Source organism: Streptomyces bluensis (assembly GCF_014650715.1).
Lineage (GTDB): Bacteria > Actinomycetota > Actinomycetes > Streptomycetales > Streptomycetaceae > Streptomyces > Streptomyces bluensis.
Window position 1 is genome coordinate 1 of the sequence record NZ_BMVM01000036.1, and the last position, 18678, is coordinate 18678.

Annotated in this window: 1 protein-coding gene and 2 pseudogenes; all 3 read right to left on the minus strand. The window is 76.2% G+C overall.

Annotated elements, in window-relative coordinates; genetic code table 11:
- Positions 1-5642 (minus strand): annotated as a pseudogene (locus tag IE262_RS38825) (type I polyketide synthase); the annotation flags it as partial.
- A 49-nt stretch (positions 5643-5691) separates the two neighbouring features.
- Positions 5692-15165, minus strand: a complete 9474-nt coding sequence (locus tag IE262_RS38830; RefSeq protein WP_308432857.1) for a type I polyketide synthase — start codon at positions 15163-15165, stop codon at positions 5692-5694.
- A 119-nt stretch (positions 15166-15284) separates the two neighbouring features.
- Positions 15285-18521 (minus strand): annotated as a pseudogene (locus IE262_RS38835) (type I polyketide synthase); the annotation flags it as partial.
- Positions 18522-18678: the final 157 nt, after the last annotated feature.

The following is an 18678-nucleotide window of genomic DNA, read 5'->3' on the forward strand; positions in this document are numbered from 1 at the left end:
TCCCCCGGCAACAACTCCCGGTAGTCGTTGTACATCACCCCCGCGAACACACCCGTCCCGCTGCCCCGCAACGACGACGGATCGATCCCCGCCCGCTCGATCGCCTCCCACACCGACTCCAGCAACAACCGCTGCTGCGCATCCGTCGCCAACGCCTCACGCGGACTCATCCCGAAGAAGTCCGCGTCGAAGTCGCCCGCGTCGTAAAGGAATCCTCCGTGGCGGGTGGAGGAGGTACGCGGGTTGTCGGGGTCGGGGTGGTAGAGGCGTCCCAGGTCCCAGCCACGGTCGGACGGGAACTCGCCCACCGCGTCCACGCCCTCCGAGACCAGCCGCCACAGGTCTTCCGGCGTCCTGACTCCGCCCGGGTAGCGGCACGCCATCCCGACGACCACCACCGGGTCGTCGGGATGAGTCGCCGTGGATGGCGCCACCTGTGTCGTCGTGCCCGTGGCGGTGTCCGGGAACAGGTTCGGCAGCAGGTGCTCGGCCAGCGCCCGGGGTGTGGGGTGGTCGAAGATCAGGGTGGCGGGCAGGCGCAGGCCCGTCGCCGTGCCGAGGGCGTTGCGCAGTTCCACCGCCGTCAGGGAGTCGAAGCCCAGGTCTCTGAAGGCCCGGCTGGGCTCGACGCGTTGGACGTCCTGGTGGCCGAGGACGGCGGCCACGTGCTCGCGGACCAGGTCGAGGAGCGCGGCCCCGCGGTCGGCGGGGTCGAGCGGGGCGAGCCGTCGCGCGAGGCCGTCCGTCGGAGCCGTGGCGGACGCGGCCGCGGCCGTGGTCAGCGTCGTGCGGCCTGGGACGGGGCGGCGGGAGACCAGGCCGCTGAGGAGTGCGGGGACGTCGTCCCGGGCGCGCAGCGCGGCGAGGTCGATCCGGAGGGGGAGGACGGTGGTGTGTCCGGTGGCGGGGGCGGCATCGAGGAGTGCCAGGCCGTCCTCGGGGGTGAGGGAGGGGAAACCGGAGCGGGCGAGGCGTGCCCGGTCGACGTCGGTGAGGTCGCCGGTCATGGCGCTGCCCGCGACGTCCCAGGGGCCCCAGGCGAGGGAGAGGGCGGGCAGGCCGAGGGCGTGGCGGTGTGTGGCGAGGGCGTCGAGGAAGGCGTTGGCGGCGGCGTAGTTGGCCTGGCCTGCGCCGCCCAGGGTGCCGGCGGCGGAGGAGAACAGGACGAACGTACCGACGTCAGGGGCGAGTTCGTGGAGGTGCCAGGCGGCGTCGGCCTTGGGTCGCAGCACGGTGTCGAGGCGTTCGGCGGTGAGGGCGCCGACCACGCCGTCGTCGACGGTGCCGGCGAGGTGGACGACGGCCGTGAGGCGCTCGCCGTCGAGGAGTCGGGCGAGGGCGTCGCGGTCGCCGATGTCGCAGGCGGCGACGCGGACCCGGGCGCCGAGTTCGGTGAGGTCGGCGGTGAGCCGGTCGGCGCCGGAGGCGTCGGGGCCCCGGCGGGAGACGAGCAGGAGGTCGCGGGCGCCGTGCCGGGTCACGAGGTGGCGGGCGACGAGGGCTCCGAGGCCGCCGGTTCCGCCGGTGACGAGGACGGTGCCGGAGACGTCCCAGGCAGGCGGCTGTTCGGCGGCGTGCGGGGCTCGGACGAGCCTGGGGACGCGCAGGCCCTCGGCGTCGGCTCGGACTTCGGGTTCGGCCGTGGTCAGGGCACGGCGCAGCAGATCGCTGTCGACGGGGCCGTCGAGGTGGAGGACGGTGATGCGACCGGGGTTCTCGGTCTGTGCGGTGCGCAGGAGTCCGCGTGCGGCGGCGGCCGGGAGGTCACCGGTGGCCGGGGTGGCCACGACGAGGCGGGAGTCGGCGAAGCGGGGGTCCGCCAGCCACGACCGGACGAGGCTGAGGACGTGTTCGGTGGTGGCTCGCAGGGTGTCGGGGAGGGGTGCGTCGTCGGTCTCGCGGGGGATGCGGGTGAGGACCACGGGGGGTGCCGCTTCGAGTGTGGCGAGGTCGGGAGCGGCGGTGACGGTGGTGTCGGGGGCGCGCAGGGTGTCGGCCAGGTCGTCGGCGTCGGTGCCGATGACGGCTAGCTGGAGGTCTGTGGCTGTGGCCTCGCCGGTGACGAACCGCCAGTCGACGGTGAACAGGGCGTCGGGGGCGTGGGGGGAGGTCGCTGTCGCGGGGCGTGCGGCCAGGGCGTCCACCGTGAGGACCGGGTTGCCCGCGGGGTCCGTGGCCGTCACGGTGACGGTGTCGTCGTCCAGACGGGCGATGCGGGTGCGCAGGGCGGTGGCGCCGGTGGCGTGCAGGCGGACGCCCTCCCAGGAGAAGGGCAGGCCGCCCTCGCTGAGGGTGCCGAGGTCGCCGTAGGTGGCGGCGTGCTGGGCGGCGTCGGCGAGGGCCGGGTGGAGCAGGAAGGCCGTGGCGTCGCTGTGCGCGGGGCTCGGCAGGGTGGCCTCGGTGAAGAGTTCGGTGCCGCGTCGCCAGGCGGCGGTCAGGCCGCGGAAGACCGGCCCGAAGGCGAAGCCGAGCTCGGCCAGGTGGTCGTAGCAGTCGGTGAGATCGATGGGTTCGGCACCGGGCGGTGGCCACGCGGTGTCGGCGGAGGGGTGGGCGGGGCTGCCTGACGCGGTGTCGAGGTGGCCGGTGGCGTGGACGGTCCACTCGGCTTCGGGGTAGGCGGTGTCGGGGCGGGAGTGGACGCTGACGGGGCGGCGGCCGTCGGCGGCGGGTGGGCCGACGCGTACCTGGAGTTGGACGGCCTCGCGTTCGGCGATGTCGAGCGGGGCTGTGAGGGTGAGGTCGTGGACGCGGTCGCAGCCCGCCTCGTCACCGGCCCGCAGGGCGAGTTCCAGGAAGGCGGTGCCGGGGAGCAGGACGCGGCCGTGGACGACGTGGTCGGCGAGCCATGGTTGCCGGGCGGGGGTCAGCCGGCCGGTGAGGACGACGCCCTCGCCGTCGGCCAGGTCGACGGTGGCGGCCAGCAGGGGGTGGCCGGACGCGCCGAGACCGAGTGCGGTGGCGTCTCGGGCGCGGCCGGTGCCGGTGGGCCAGTAGGGCTGCCGTTCGAAGGCGGTGGTGGGCAGGTCGACGCGGCGGGCGCCGGTGCCCTGGTAGAGGGCGGCCCAGTCGACGGTTCCGGCGGCGCTGGCGGTGTGCAGCCGGGCCAGGCCGGTGATCAGGGACAGTTCCTCGGGGCGGTCGGCGCGCAGGAGCGGTACGGCGGTCGTCTCGGGGTCGGCCAGGGCCTGTTGGGCAGGCGGGACGTTCGCAACAGGCCCTAGGGTCTCCTCGACGAGGGGGCTGAGCACGCCGTCGGGGCCGAGTTCGAGGTGGGCGCGTACGCCTTGGGCGGCGAGGGTGCGTACGGCGTCGGCGAACCGCACGGTGGCGACGGTGTGCCGGGTCCAGTGGTCGGGATCGCGCAGTTCGCGGGCGGTGGCGGTGCGGCCGGTGACGGTCGAGACGACGGGCAGCCGTGGCTCGTGGAAGGTGAGCCCGGCGGCAACGGCACGGAAGTCGTCGAGGACGGGCGCCATCAGCGGTGAGTGGAAGGCGTGCGAGACGGCGAGCCGGTGGGTGCGGTGCCCGGCGTCGCGGAGCCGGCCGGCAGCCGCGAGTACGGCGTCCTCGGCGCCGGACAGGACCACGGAGGCCGGGCCGTTGACGGCGGCGAGCGCGACGTCGTCCCCGAGCAGCGGACGCACCGCGTCCTCGGACGCCGCCACGGCGACCATGGCGCCGCCCTCGGGCAGCGCCTGCATGAGGCGGCCGCGGGCGGTGACGAGGGCACAGGCGTCCTCGACGGACAGCACACCGGCGACATGCGCGGCGGTGATCTCGCCGATGGAGTGCCCGGCGACGAAGCCGGGGCGCACACCCAGCGATGCGGCGAGCCGGTACAGGGCGGTCTCGACGGCGAAGAGGGCGGGCTGGGCGTGTTCGGTGCGGTGGAGCGCGGTCTCGTCGCCGCCCCACATGACGTCCCGCAGGGCGGGGTCGAGGTGGCCGAGCAGCTCGTCGAGTGCTTCGGCGAACACGGGGAAGCGGTCGTACACCTCGCGTCCCATGCCGAGGCGTTGGCTGCCCTGGCCGGTGAAGAGGACCGCGAGGCCGCCCTCTGTGGCGGTGCCGCGGGCCAGTTCGCGCGGTCCGTCCTCGTGCGGCAGGAGCACGGCGCGGTGTTCCAGGTGGCCGCGTCCTGTGGCGAGGGAGTGGCCGACGTCCCGTGCGGCCAGGCCGGAGGCGGCGGCCGTGACCCGGTGGAGCTGGGTGTCGAGGCCGGTGGCGGTGCGCGCGGACACCGGCCATGGTGTCAGGGCCGGGGTGGGTGGGACGTCGGGTTCCTCGGCGGGCGGGGCCTGTTCGAGGACGACGTGGGCGTTGGTGCCGCTGATGCCGAAGGAGGACACGCCGGCGCGGCGTGGGGCGTCGGTGTGCGGCCAGGGCGTGTTGGCGGTGAGGAGGCGTACGGAGCCGGCGGTCCAGTCCACGTTGGGGGTGGGCTCCTGGGCGTGCAGGCTGCGGGGGAGCAGACCGGCCCGCAGGGCCATGACGGTCTTGATGACGCCGGCGACTCCGGCGGCGCCCTGGGTGTGGCCGATGTTGGACTTCACCGAGCCCAGCAACAGGGGCCGTTCGCGGTTCTGGCCGTAGGTGGCGAGGAGGGCCTGGGCCTCGATGGGGTCGCCCAGTGTGGTGCCCGTGCCGTGGGCCTCGACGGCGTCGATCTGGTCGGGGGTGAGGCCGGAGTTGTCGAGGGCGGCGCGGATGACGCGTTGCTGTGCGGGCCCGTTGGGGGCGCTGATGCCGTTGGAGGCGCCGTCCTGGTTGACGGCGGTGCCGCGGACCACGGCGAGCACGGGGTGGCCGTTGCGCCGGGCGTCGCTGAGGCGTTCCAGTACGAGGACGCCGGCGCCCTCGCTCCAGCCGACCCCGTCGGCCGCGGCGGAGAACGGCTTGCAGCGGCCGTCGGAGGCGAGGCCGCCCTGGGCGGTGAAGGACACGAAGGTGCCCGGGGTGCACATGACGGTGGCGCCGCAGGCGAGGGCGAGGGCGGACTCGCCGGTGCGCAGCGACTGCACGGCCCAGTGCAGGGCGACGAGGGAGGAGGAGCAGCCGGTGTCGACGGTGACGGCGGGCCCCTCCAGGCCGAGGACGTAGGAGATGCGCCCGGAGATCACTCCGGCGGCGTGGCCGGTGGTGGCGTAGACCTCCATGTTCTCGCGGGCTTCGGCGACGACCTTGCCGTAGTCCTGGATGGTCGTGCCGGCGAAGACGCCGGTGCGGCTGCCGCGCAGTGCGGTGGGGGCGATGCCGGCGCGTTCCAGGGCCTCCCAGGCGGTCTCCAGCAGGAGCCGCTGCTGGGGGTCCATGGCGAGGGCCTCGCGGGGGGCGATGCCGAAGAACGCCGGGTCGAACTCGGTCATCGCGTCGAGGAAGCCGCCTTCGCGCGCGCGGCTGCGGCCGGGTCCGTCGCCGGTGAGGCGGGCCAGGTCCCAGCCGCGGTCGGTGGGGAACGGGCCGATGGCGTCCCGTCCGTCGACGACGAGTTCCCACAGGTCTTCCGGGGAGGCGACGCCGCCGGGGTAGCGGCAGCCCATGCCGACGACGGCGACCGGTTCGACGGCTGCCGAGATCAGCTGCTGGTTGTGCCGCCGCAGCCGCTCGTTCTCCTTCAGGGAGGTCCGCAGCGCCTCGACGTAGGGGTTGGGTGTGTTCAAGGCGGGCTCTCTCAAGTCGGGCGGGGCGTCAGTCCGAGGTGGTCTCGGCCGCGAGCCGCAGCAGGCTCTCGCCGTCGAGGGCGTCCAGGTCGTGGGGTGCGTGCGGGCCAGTGTCGCCGGTCGGGGTGCCGGTGGTCGGGGGGTCGCCGTCGGCGAGTTGCAGGATGAGGTCCAGCAGTCCGGCGTTGCGCAGCCGGGCGGGTGGGATGGCGGCGAGGGCGGCACGCACTGGGGCGTCCGGGTCGTCGCCGGGGGCGGTGGCGGCCGGGGCGTCGGGGAAGAGTTCGGTGCGCAGGTGGGCGGCGACGGCCGTGGCGTTGGGGTGGTCGAAGACGAGGGAGGCGGGCAGGGCGAGGCCGGTGACGGCCTTGAGCCGGTTGCGCAGTTCGACGGCGCTGACGGAGTCGAAGCCGAGGTCGCGCAGGGCGCGTTCGGCGGGTACGGCGTCGGCGCCCACGTGGCCGAGGGTGGCGGCGGCCTCGGTGCGGACGAGGTCGAGGAGCAGACGGGTGCGTTCGACGTCGGGCAGTTCGGCGAGCCGGTCGCGCAGGCCGGGGCCGTCCTCGGGTTCGGGGACGTCGGCGGACCCGGGTTCGGTGGCCGGCGCCAGTTCGGACAGCAGCGGGCTGGGCCGGGCCGCGGTGAAGGCGGGCAGGAACGCCGCCCAGTCGGTGGCCGTGACGGTCAGGCCGGTCATGTCCTCGTCGAGGGCGCGTTGCAGGGCGGTGAGCGCGGTGTCGGGGTCCATGGGGTGGACGCCGCGGCGCGCGAGGTCGGCGGCGAGGCCGGGTTCGGTGGCCATGCCCGTCTCGCCCCAGGCGCCCCAGGCGAGGGAGGTGGCGGGCAGGCCGGCGGCGCGGCGGTGCCGGGCGAGTGCGTCGAGATAGGCGTTGGCGGCGGCGTAGGCGGGCTGGCCTCCGCTGCCCCAGGAGGCGGCGCCGGAGGAGAACAGCACGAACGCGTCGAGGTCGCGGTCGGCGGTGAGGTCGTGGAGGTGGCGGGCGCCGAGCAGTTTGGCGCTGAGCAGCGCCTGCAGGGTGTCCGGGGTGAGGGCGGTGGTGTCGCTGTCTCCGTCGGAGACGCCGGCGGCGTGGATGACGGTGGTCAGCGGCTGGTCGGCGGGCAGCGCGTCGAGGTGGGCGGCGAGGGCGGCCCGGTCGGCGGTGTCGCAGGCGGCCACGGTGACGCGGGCGCCGCGTTCGGTGAGCTGTTGGGTGAGGGTGCCGGCGCCGGGGGCGTCCGGGCCGCGTCGGCTGAGGAGCAGGACGTGGGCGGCGCCCCGGGCGACGGCCCAGTGGGCGAGGCGGCTGCCGAGGGCGCCGGTGCCGCCGGTGACGAGGGCGGTGCCGCCGGTGCGCCAGGGCTGTGCCGCGGTGGGTTCCCCGGCGGGGACGAGCCGGCGGGCGTGGGCGCCCGAGGGGCGCAGGGCCAGCTGGTCCTCGGTGGTGTCGGCGGTGAGCAGCGCGGCGAGCAGGGCGCCGGAGCGGGTGTCGACGGTGTCCGGCAGGTCGGCCAGGCCGCCCCACAGGGCGGGGTGTTCCAGGGCGGCGACCCGGCCGAGTCCCCACAGGGTGCCTTGGGCGGGGTGGCGGACGAGGTCGCCGGGTACGGCGGCGACGGCTTCCCGGGTGAGGCACCACAGCCGGGCTCCGGTGGGCCGGTCGGCGAGTGCCTGGAGCAGGGCGACGGTCGCGGCGAGCCCGGCGGGCACCGCCGGGTGACGGGTGTCGGCGGGGTCCTCGGCGAGGCCCAGCAGGGAGACCACGACCGTGAGGTGTGGGGGGAGCGCCGCGGCGAGGGTGGTGCGGTCGGCGGTCGCGGGGTCGACGTCCACGCGGGCGGTGCCGGGTCCCAGGGCGGCGACGACGGCGGCCACCCAGGGGTCGGCGGTGTGCGTGTCCGGGACGACGACCAGTGTCCCGGCGGACGGTGCCTGTTGGGGCACCAGGCGGTCGGCGGGCGGCGCCGTGGCCGTGAGGGGCGTCGGGTGCCATGTCTCCCGGTAGCTCCAGGACGCGGCGAGCGTCCGGCGCCGGGAGCGCTGCCGCCAGTCGGCGAGGGCGGGCAGGACGGCGGCGAGTTCGGGCTCGCCGGCTCCGGTCTCGGCGGCGAGGCGGGCGGTGTCGGCGTCGTCGACGAGGTCCCAGAAGGCGCTGTCCTCGCCGGCGGCGGCCTGCGCGGGGGCCGTGTCCGGGGTGGGCCAGTAGCGGCGGCGCTGGAAGGGGTAGGTGGGCAGCTCGACGGCCGGTTCGGAGCGGGCGGCGGAGGGGAAGCAGGGCCGCCAGTCGACGGGCAGGCCCACCGTCCAGGCGGCCGCCGCCGACAGCAGGAAGGCGCGGGCGTCGCCGGCCTGACGGCGCACCGATCCGAGGACGACGGCGTCCTCGGCGCCCGCCGCCTCACAGGTCTCGCCGATCGCGCCGGCCAGGACGGGGTGCGGGCTGCTTTCGACGAAGACCCGGTGTCCGGCGGCGAGCAGGGCGCGGGTGGCCGCCTCCATGCGTACGGTCTGCCGCAGGTTGCGGTACCAGTAGCCGGCGTCGAGGGCGGTGGTGTCGAGGCGCCCGCCGGTGACCGTGGAGTAGAACGGCACGCTGGCCGGGCGCGGGTTCAAGTGCCCCAGGGCGGCCAGGAGTTGTTCCTTCACGGCCTCGGTCTGTGGGCCGTGCCCGGCGATGTCGGACTTGACGTCCTTGGTGCGCAGGTTGCTGCTCGCGCACACGTCGCGAAGTTCGTCGAGGGCGCCGTTCTCTCCGGAGACGACGACCATGGAGGGCCCGTTGAGGACGGCCACGCCGACCCGTCCGGGCCACGCCTGAAGGAGGGGTTCGACCTGCTCGACGGGCGCGAACACCGTCATCAGGCCGCCCAGCCCGCCGAGTTCGAGCATGGTCCGGCCGCGCAGCGCCACCAGCCGGGCCGCCTCCTGGAGTGTGAAGGCGCCGGCCACATGGGCGGCGGCGATCTCACCCTGCGAGTGGCCGACGACGGCACCGGGTTCCACGCCGAGAGAACGCCAGAGGGCGGCGAGCGCGACCATGGTGGAGAACAGCGCGGGCTGCACGACGTCGGCCCTGTCCAGTACGTCGGGGTCGTCGCCCTCGCCGCGCAGCACGTCGACGAGCGAGAAGTCGACGTAGGGGGCGAGGGCGTCGGCGCAGTCGTCGACGGTGGTACGGAACACCCGTGAGGTGTCGTACAGTTCGCGGCCCATGCCCCACCACTGGGAGCCCTGGCCGGGGAAGACGAACACCGGGCCGGTGGCGGTGCCGGCGGTCGTGCCGCGGACGACGGCGGGGTCGGCGGTGCCGGTGGCCAGGGCGTCCAGCGAGTCCAGGAGCCGGGCGCGGTCGTGGCCGAGGACGACGGCACGGTGCTGGTGGGCGGCGCGGGTGGTGGCGAGCGACCAGCCGGCCGCCGCGGGCGCGGTCTCGGGCCGGGAGCGCAGGAAGGCACCTGTGCGGGCGGCCTGTTCGGCGAGCGCGGGAGCGGTCCGGGCGGACAGGAGCAGGGGCACGTCGGGGGTGTCGACCGGTGGCGTCACCTCCGCGGTGGGCTCCGCCACGGCCTGTGTCGAAAGTGGCGCCTGCCGGGCGGACGACGCCACTTTCGACACAGGCCCTGGCTGCGGGGGTGCTTGCTCCAGCACGACATGGGCGTTGGTGCCGCTGATGCCGAACGCGGACACGGCGGCGCGGCGGGGCCTTCCGGTGTCGGGCCACTCCTCGGCGGACCGCAGCAGACGTACGGCGCCCGTGGTCCAGTCGACGCGGGTGGAGGGCGTGTCGGCGTGCAGGGTGCGCGGCGCGATGCCGTGTTCGAGGGCCAGCACGGTCTTGATGACGCCGACCGCGCCGGCCGCCGCCTGTGTGTGGCCGATGTTGGACTTCACCGACCCCAGCAGCAGCGGGTACGTGCGGTCGTGCCCGTAGGCGGCGAGGAGGGCCTCGGCCTCGATGGGGTCGCCGAGCCGGGTGCCGGTCCCGTGGGCCTCGACGGCGTCCACGTCGGCCGGGCCGAGCCGGGCGTCGGCCAGGGCCTCGCGGATGACGCGCTGCTGGGCGGGCCCGTTGGGCGCGGTGAGCCCGTTGGAGGCGCCGTCCTGGTTCACGGCCGACCCGCGGATCACGGCCCGTACCCGGTGGCCCCGGCGCCGGGCCTCGCTGAGGCGTTCGACGACGAGGAGGGCGACGCCCTCGGAGTAGCCGGTGCCGTCGGCGTCCTCGGAGAACGCCTTGGAGCGGCCGTCGCGGGCGATGGCGCCGAGCCGCTGGATGCGGGCGAAGCTCGCCGAGTCGGTCATCACGGTGACGCCGCCGGCGAGGGCGAGCGCGCACTCGCCGTCGCGGACGGCGCGCACCGCCTGGTGCAGGGCGACCAGCGAGGAGGAGCAGGCGGTGTCGACGGTGACCGCGGGGCCGTTCAGGCCGAGGGTGTAGGAGACGCGGCCGGACAGGGCGCTCGCGGCGAGGCCGGTGGCGGCGTGGCTCTCGGTGCGCTCGGCGGAGCCGCTGACCACATGGGCGTAGTCCTGTCCGTTGCTGCCGACGAAGACGCCGGTGCGGGTTCCGCGCAGGGTGTGCGGGTCGATGCCGGCCCGTTCCACGGCCTCCCAGGCGGTCTCCAGCAGGAGCCGCTGCTGGGGGTCCATGGTGACCGCCTCGCGCGGGGAGATCCCGAAGAAGGCCGCGTCGAAGTCGTGGGCGTCGTACAGGAATCCGCCTTCGAGGCGCCCGCCGTCCGCGAACTCCGTCAGGTCCCAGTCGCGGTCGGCGGGGAAGGGCCCGATGGCGTCGCGTTCCTCGGCGAGCAGGTCCCACAGGAGTTGCGGGGAGTCTGCGCCGCCGGGCAGCCGGCAGGCCATGCCGACGATCACGACCGGGTCGTCCGCGTCGTCGGCGTCGTCGGCGTCGTCGCGGGATCCGGACGGTCCGACGGGTGCGGCTGTCACGGGGTCCTCGCCGGTGCCGGTCAGGGCGGCCAGCAGATGGTCGGCGAGTTCGCGCGGGGTGGGGTGGTCGAAGACGACTCCGGCGGCGAGAGACAGTCCCGTCGCGGCGACGAGCCGGTTGCGCAACTCCACGGCGGTCAGCGAGTCGAACCCGGAGGCCCGAAACGCCCGGTCGGGGGGTACGTCAGCGGCCCGCCGGTGACCGAGGGCGCCGGCGGCCGCGGTGCGCACCGCGTCCAGGACGAGCGTGGCGTGTTCGGCGGGCGGTGCCGTGCGCAGCCGGTCGGCCAGGGGCGTCGTAGCCGCGTCCGGTGCGGGGAAGGCGTCCGGGGCCGGTACGGCGGGGTGGCCGTCGAGGACCGGGCTGCGGCGCGGGCCGCCGCGCAGTGCCGCGGCGAGGGGGGCGAGGTCGGCGACCAGGAGGGCGGGGTGGGGCTCGGCGGTGGCTTCCAGCAGGGCGGTCAGGGCCAGTTCGGGGTCGAGGCCGCCCAGGCCGGACCGTCGGCCCTGCGCGTCGTCGAGCTGGGCGGCCATGCCGGCGCCGCGCCAGGCCGCCCAGGCGATCGACACGGCGGGCAGCCCCTCGGCGCGGCGGCGGGCGGCGAGGGTGTCGAGGACGGTGTTGGCCGCCGCGTAGGTGGCCTGGCCGGGGTTGCCGAGGGCGCCGGACACCGAGGAGAACAGCACGAACGCCGACAGGTCCTGGTCTCTGGTCAGTTCGTCGAGGTGGAGCGCGGCGGTGGTCTTGGCGCGGAACACGTCGGTGAACCGGCCCGGGGTGAGCCGGTCCAGCACGCCGTCGTCGAGGACCCCCGCGGCGTGCACGACGGCGGTCAGCGGCTGCTCGGCGGGGATCGCGGCGAGCAGCGCGGCGAGCGCGTCCCGGTCGGCGACGTCGCAGGCGGCGATGTCCACCGCGCAGCCGGCCTCGGCCAGCTCCTGTCTCAGGGCGTCCGCGCCCGGCGCGTCCGGGCCGCGGCGCGAGACCAGCAACAGGCGCTCGGCACCCTCCTCGGCGAGCCGACGCGCGACCTGTGCGCCGAGGCCGCCGGTGCCGCCCGTGACGAGGGTGGTGCCGGCGGGACGCCACCCGGTGGGCGCGGGGCCGGGCTCGGGCTCCCGTCGAGGCGCCGGTACGAGCCGCCGGACCACGGCTCCGGTGGCGCGTACGGCCACCTCGTCCTCGCCGTGCGAGGCCGTGAGGGCGGCCAGCGCGAGGGCGACGGTGTGCGGGGTGGGGTCGTCGGCGGGCAGGTCGAGCAGGCCGCCCCAGCGGTCGGGGATCTCCCGGGCGGCGACCCGGCCGAGCCCCCAGACAGCGGCCCCGGCCAGGCCACGGGCCCGGTCGCCCTCGGCGGCGTGCACGGCGTCACGCGTCGCACACCATACGGGTGCCCGCAGCCCGGCGTCACCGGTCGCCTGAACGGCCGTCAGCGCGGCGAGGAGGCCGGGCGGCACGTCCGCCGCGTCGGCATGTTCCAGCGCGGTGAGGCACAGGATGCCCGTCGGCTCGCTGTCGACCGCCGTGTCCCGCAGCAGTGCGGCGAGCGTGGCACGGTCCGCGCCGGTGGGGCAGCGGACCGGTAGGGCCGCCGTGCCGAGGGCGTGGGCCAGGGCGGCTGCCCAGGGGTCGTCGTGCTCGGGCAGGAGGAGCAGCCAGGGGCCGGTCGTCCCACTGGGCGGCGGGAGGGTGTACGGCTGCCAGTGCTCGCGGTGGCGCAGGGCGTCCAGCACGGCCCGGTCGCGGTGCCGGGACCGCCAGGACAGCAGGGCGGGCACGACGGAGCGGACGGCGTCCTCCGGGACGCCGAGGCGGCCCGCGAGCGCGGCGGGTTCGGTGCGGCCGAGCGCCGACCACAGGTCCGTGCCGTCCGCCTCCCGGTGGGCGTGGCGGAAGGGGAAACGGCTGCGGCGGAACGGGTAGGTGGGCAACGCGACCCGCTCGGCCCCGGTCCCGGCGAACAGGGCCGTGAAGTCGACCGGGACGCCGTGGACGTACAGCCTGGCCAGGGCCGTGACGGCGGAGTGCTCCTCGTCCGGACCGCCGTGCAGCAGCGGTGTGACGACGGCGCCGGGCGGCAGGTTCTCCTGCGCGAGGGCGGCGAGGACGCCGCCGGGGCCCACCTCCAGCCAGGCGCCGACGCCGTGCTCGGCCAGGGTGCGCACACCGTCGGCGAAGCGGACGGTCTCGCGCAGATGGCGTACCCAGTAGTCGGGGGTGGTCAGTTCGCCGGGCTCGGCGAGCCGTCCCGTGACGTTGGAGACGACGGGCAGGGTGGGTTCGGCGAAGGACAGCTCCGCGACGGCCGCACGGAACGGGTCGAGCGCGGGTTCCATCAGCGGTGAGTGGAAGGCGTGCGACACCCGCAGGCGCGCGGTGCGGTGCCCGGCCCCGGCCAGGCGGGCCGCGACCGTGTCCACCGCCTTGTCGGGGCCGGAAAGGACCACGGAACGCGGCCCGTTGACGGCGCCCAGGGCTACGCCGTCGGTGAGCAGCGGGCGGACCTCGTCCTCACCGGCGGCCACGGCGGCCATCGCGCCGCCGGCCGGCAGGTCCTGCATCAGGCGGGCCCGCGCGGACACCAGGCGGCAGGCGTCGGCCAGGGACAGCACCCCGGCGACGTGGGCGGCGGCGATCTCGCCGACGGAGTGGCCCATGAGGTACTCGGGCCGTACGCCCCAGGAGACCATGAGCCGGTACAGGGCGACCTCGACGGCGAACAGCGCGGGCTGCGCGAACTCCGTGCGGTGCAGCGTCCCTTCGTCCTCGCCCCACATCGCCGGCCGCACGCGCGGGTCGAGCCCGGCGAGGACCTCGTCCAGGGCCGCGTCGAACGCCGGGAAGCGGGTGGCGAGTTCGCGTCCCATGGCGAGGCGCTGGCTGCCCTGCCCGGAGAACAGGACGGCGACGGACGGCTCGTCGACCGTCACGGCCTCGGCGAGCGGCGGGGCGCCTGCGGCGGAGCCGAGCAGCACGGCCCGGTGCTCGAAGGAGGACCGTCCGGCGGCCAGCGAGTGGCCGACGTCGAGCGGGTCGTGACCGGTGGCCCGCTCGCGGACGCGGGCCATGTGGTCGGCGAGGGCCTCGGCGCTGCGGGCGGACAGCGGCCAGGGCACCGCGCGTGCGGGCGACGGGGCCGGCTCGGCTGCCGGTCGCGGGTCGGGGGCCGCCTCCAGGATGACGTGGGCGTTGGTGCCGCTGATGCCGAACGCGGACACGGCGGCCCGCCGGGGTCGGCCGGTGCGCGGCCAGTCGGTGGGCTGCCGCAGGAGTTCGACGTGCCCGGCCGTCCACTCGACGGCGCCGGTCGGCTCGTCCGCGTGCAGGGTGCGCGGCAGCCTTCCGTGCCGCATCGCCAGCACCGTCTTGATCACGCCGGCGACGCCCGCGGCGGCCTGGGTGTGTCCGATGTTGGACTTCAACGAGCCGAGCAGCAGCGGCCGTTCGCGGTCCTGGCCGTAGGTGGCGAGCAGCGCGGACGCCTCGACGGGGTCGCCGAGCCGGGTGCCGGTGCCGTGCGCCTCGACGGCGTCCACGTCGGCGGGGGCGAGTCCGGCGGCGGCCAGGGCCTGCCGGATGACCTGTTGCTGGGCGCGGCCGCTGGGGGCGGTCAGGCCGTTGGAGGCGCCGTCCGAGTTGACGGCGGTGCCGCGGACGAGCGCCAGGACGGGGTGCCCGTGGCGGCGGGCGTCGGACAGGCGCTCCACGACGAGGACGGCGACGCCCTCGGACCAGCCCGTGCCGTCGGCAGCCGCGGAGAACGCCTTGCAGCGGCCGTCGGGGGCGAGTCCGCCCTGCCGGCTGAACTCGGCGAAGACGGCCGGGTCGGACATCACCGTGACGCCGCCGACGACGGCCAGTTCGGTCTCTGAGGTCCGCAGGGCCTGCACGGCGGTGTGCAGGGCGACCAGCGAGGAGGAGCAGGCGGTGTCGACGGTCAGGGCCGGGCCTTCGAGGCCGAGGACGTAGGCGAGCCGGCCCGACAGGACGCTGGCGGCGGTGCCGGTCATGACGTGTCCGGCGCCGGGGCCGGGGCCGGGTCCGGGGCGACCGGAGTCCCACTGGTAGGTGCCCGCGTACACGCCGGTGCGGCTGCCGCGCAGGGACTGCGGGTCGATACCGGCGTTCTCCAGGGCCTCCCAGGCGACTTCGAGGAACAGGCGCTGCTGTGGGTCCATCGTGGCCGCCTCGCGGGGCGAGATGCCGAAGAACTCCGCGTCGAATACGTCGGCGCCGTCGAGGAACCCGCCACCGCGCGCGGTGCTCTCGGCGAGCAGCGCGGTCAGGTCCCAGCCGCGGTCGGCGGGGAAGCCGGTGACGGCGTCCCCGCCGGTGTCGACGAGCCGCCACAGGTCGTCGGGCGAGGTGACGTCTCCGGGCAGGCGGCAGCCCATGCCGACGACGGCGACGGGGTCGTCACCGGACGCTCCGGGGGCGCGGTCCGTCTCCAGTTCCTCGATGCGCCGGTGGGCACGGCGCAACTCCGCCGTGACGCGTCGGAGGTAGTCGACGACGGTGTCCTGCTGCTCTTCCTGCACGGGATGTCCCATCGCGTCGGCGGAGGGGTACGGGGCCTGCGGGTGGGGGTGGCCCTCTGGGGTCAGTGAGGTCATCGGGGATCGCTGGCTTCGGGAGGTGGGGGTGCCGCCCTGGAGCGCCGGTCAGCCGGTCATCGGACCGGAAACTCCTTGTCGATCGGGAACTCCTGGTCGATGAGGTCCAGCAGCCGGTCGACGGGGGCGGCGGCGATATCGGCGGCGTCCGCCGTGGCGGGGCCTCCGTTGCTTCGGCCGACGTGGCCGCCGTTGCTGCCGTGGCCGCCGTTGACGCGGACTCCTGGTGCGGGCTGCGGGGCACGGTGGCCGAGGTCGGCCAGCAGGGCTTCGAGGCGGTGTACGGCGCGGCGGCGTGCGGGGTGGTCGCCGGGCAGGTCGCGCAGGGCCTGTTCGAAGCCGGCGGGCCAGTCGGGCAGGGGGCGGGGCTGCTCGTCGAGGTGCTCGGCGAGCCGGGCGGCGAGCGCGGCCGGGGTGGGCTGGTCGTAGAACAGGGTGGCCGGAAGGTCCAGGCCGGTGGCCTTGCCGAGGCGCACCCGCAGCTCGGTCTCGGCGTAGGAGTCGAAGCCCAGCGAGCGCAGGGCGAGGCGGGGTTCGACACGGCCGGGGTCGGCGTGCCCGAGGGCGGCGGCGGCCTCGGCGCGCACCAGGGCGAGCAGCGCGCGGACCCGGCGCGGGCCGGTGAGGGCGCGTAGTGCGTCGGGGTCGGCGGCGGGCAGGTCGCCGGTCCGGGCGGGGGCGGGCGAGGCGGTCGGGTGCGACGGAGTGGGCCAGTGGCGTTCGCGCTGGAAGGGGTACGTCGGCAGTTCGGTGCGGCGGGCGCCGGTGCCGGTGAACAGGGCGGGCCAGTGCACGTCGCTGCCGGTGACGTGCAGTCGGGCGAGCGCGGTGAGCAGCGCCGTCTCGGGGTCGGTGCCGGCGCGCTGGGCGGCGACGGTCACCGCGCCGCTGCCCGCGAGCAGTGCGACGGTGCTGTCGGTGAGGGTGGCGTCCGTGCCCACGTCGAGGAAGGTGCGCACGCCCGCGTCACGCAGGGCGGTGACGGCGTCGGCGAACCGTACGGTGCCGCTCACCTGGCCGCTCCAGTGGGCGGGCGAGGCGAGGTCGGTGCCGGTGACGCGGGCGCCGGTCAGGGTGGACACGACCGGGATGCGGGGCGTGCGCGGTGCGAGGCCGGCCAGATCGCGGCGGAACGCGTCGAGGGCGTCGGCCACGAGCGGGGAGTGCGGTCCGTGCGGGGCGGGGAGGGCGGTGGTGGTGCGTCCCTCGGCCGCGAAGGAGTCGGCGATACGGGCGACTTGCCGCGCCGCGCCGGAGAGGACGAGCCGGTCGGGGCCGTCGACGGCGGCGAGGGCGACGTCCGGGGTGAGCAGCGGTGCCACCTCGGCCTCGGTGGCGCGTACGGCGACGGTGGCGGCGGACCCGAGCCGCTCGGCCAGCCGGACCCGGGCGGCGACGACACGGCAGGCGTCGGTGAGGGACAGCGCGCCGGCGGCATGGGCGGCGGCTATCTCGCCGAGCCCGTGGCCCGCGACGTGGGTGGGTGTCCGGCCGAGGGACTCCAGGAGCCGGTACAGGGCGATCTCGTGGGCGAACAGGAGGGGTTCGGCGGTACGGGAGGCGCTGGGTGTGCCGGCCGTACCGGACGCGCCGGGTGTGCCGGGTTCGGGGGTGTCGCCGTTCAGGACGTCGGGCAGCGGTTCGGGCAGCAGCCCGTCGCACGCCTCGCGTACGGCGGTGAAGGCGCGCGCGAACACCGGGAACCGTTCGGCGAGGGCACGGGTCCGTGCGGCGTGCGGGGCGCCGCGTCCGGCGAACAGCACGGCGGACAGGCCGGGTTCGGCGACGCAGCGGGCCACGGTGGGCGTGCCGTCGGCGGAGGCCAGCAGCACGGCGCGGTACGGCAGCGCGGTGGCCCGTCCGGTGGCCAGCGAGTGGGCGATGTCGGCGCGGGCCCGGTCGTCGGCGGGGTCCAGCCGGCGCAGCCGGGCGACCGCCGCGTCCAGGGCGTTCTCCGACCGCGCGGAGACGGCCCAGGGCACGATGTGCGGGCTGCCGCCGGGGTCCTCGGCCGGGACGGGTGCGGGCGGTGCCTGTTCGAGGACGACATGGGCGTTGCTGCCGCCGATGCCGAAGGAGGAGACGGCGGCGCGGCGCGGCCTTCCGGTGGCGGGCCAGTCGGTGGACTCGGTGAGCAGCCGCGCCGAGCCCGCGGACCAGTCGACGGCCGGGGTCGGCTCGGACAGGTGCGGGGTGGCGGGCAGGATGCCGTGCCGCAGCGCGAGCACGGTCTTGATGAGGCCGGCGATGCCCGCGGCGGCCTGGGCGTGGCCGAGGTTGGCCTTCACGGAGCCGATGAGCAGCGGGTGTTCGCGCCCACGCCCGTAGGTGGCGAGGAGGGCCTCGGCCTCGACGGGGTCGCCGACGCGGGTTCCGGTGCCGTGCGCCTCCACGGCGTCGATGTCGCCGGGGCCGAGCCCCGCGTCGTGCAGGGCCAGGGCGATCAGCTCGCGCTGGGCGGAGCCGCTCGGCGCGGTCAGCCGGTCGGTGGCGCCGTCGGCGTTGACGGCGGTGCCGCGGATCAGGGCGAGGACGGGGTGGCCGCCGCGCCGGGCGTCGGAGAGGCGTTCCAGGACGAGGACGCCGACGCCCTCGGCCCAGGCGGTGCCGTCGGCGTCGGCGGAGAACGGCTTGCAGCGGCCGTCGGGGGCGAGGCCGCCCTGCCGGGCGTAACCGACGAGGCTGCGGGGCGTGGACAGTACGTTGGCCCCGCCGGTCAGGGCGAGTGTGCACTCCCCGGCGCGCAGGGCGCGGACCGCGCAGTGCAGTGCGGTCAGTGAGGAGGAGGACGCGGTGTCCAGGGTGAGCGCGGGGCCGCGCAGCCCGAGGACGTGGGCGAGGCGGCCGGAGGCGACGCCGGGCGCGGTGCCGGTGACGGCGTGCGCGGCGGCATCCTCGGGGGCACGCGCGGTGACCAGGGCGTAGTCCTCGCCGCTGACGCCGACGTAGACGCCGGTGCGGGTGCCGTGCAGCGACAACGGGTCGATTCCGGCCCGTTCCACGGCCTCCCAGGCGGTCTCCAGCAGCAGCCGCTGCTGGGGGTCGGTGGCGACGGCCTCACGGGGCGAGAGCCCGAAGAAACCGGCGTCGAAGTCGGCGACGCCGTCGAGGAATCCGCCGCGCCGGGGCACGGCGGCCCGGTCCGGGCCGTCGAGGGCGTCCGGGTCCCAGCCCCGGTCGGCGGGCAGCGGGCCGATGGTGTCGCCGCCTGCGAGGAGCAGTTCCCACAGCCCCTCGGGGTCGGTGATCCCGCCGGGCAGTCGGCAGGCCATGGCGACGACCGCGACCGGCTCGGCGGCGACCGGGTCGTGCAGGTCGAGGAACTCCAGTCCGGACAGGATGGTCATGCCGCACCGCCTCCGATGGTTCAAGCACTCAACGAGACTGTTGTGGAAGGTAGGTCGGGGCGGTCTCGGTTTTCCTTAGACCTGCCGGGCCTCCGCTCGGGCC